Genomic DNA, 544 nt, shown 5'->3' with positions numbered 1-544 from the left:
GGCTCACTTTCCAATCCCCGGTCTCGATCCATTTCTCCGGCAAGGACAACGGGCTGTTGTCGAGCAGCAGGCTCGCTTCTGCTTTTTCCTGGGCAACGGGAGGGCGCAGCACGGTTGAAGTAAAGGGAAGGCGCAGCGTCTCATGCGCGACTTTGCCCGCCTCTCCCGTCGTGCCAAAGGCGGTCAGCTCAAATTCGCCACGGACCCAGACCACGCGCCCCTTGTCCTCATAGCGCGCTTCCTGCACATCCATCACGATCTGCGGGTGCAGCTCCCACCACTCCTGCTTCCAGCACGCCTGGATCGGGTGTACCCAGTTCACTTCCCACACCTCTTCGAGCACAGACACTTGCACATAAGCGCGGTCTGCCTGTTCGGCGTAGGAAACATCGGCAAACACCACCTGGTTGTTCCCGGTGTTCGCCTGTTGCCTCGGCATGGGCTGTTGTTGCGAAAGCCTAGCGACTGCGGTATCGGGAGCAGGTTCAAGTTCAGGCGCGCCCCTGACCTCGCCCCTGGCTTCGGCAGGCTCCTGTCCAGTTAC

The 544-nt window shown here is 61.2% G+C and carries 1 pseudogene; it reads right to left on the bottom strand.

Going from position 1 to position 544, the window contains the following annotated elements:
* A pseudogene (locus tag AC27KL_RS28135) lies at nt 1–403 on the bottom strand (hypothetical protein); the annotation flags it as partial.
* Nucleotides 404–544: the final 141 nt, after the last annotated feature.

Source organism: Paenibacillus sp. YAE3 (assembly GCF_057546105.1).
This window is presented reverse-complemented; position numbering and strand designations above follow the sequence as displayed.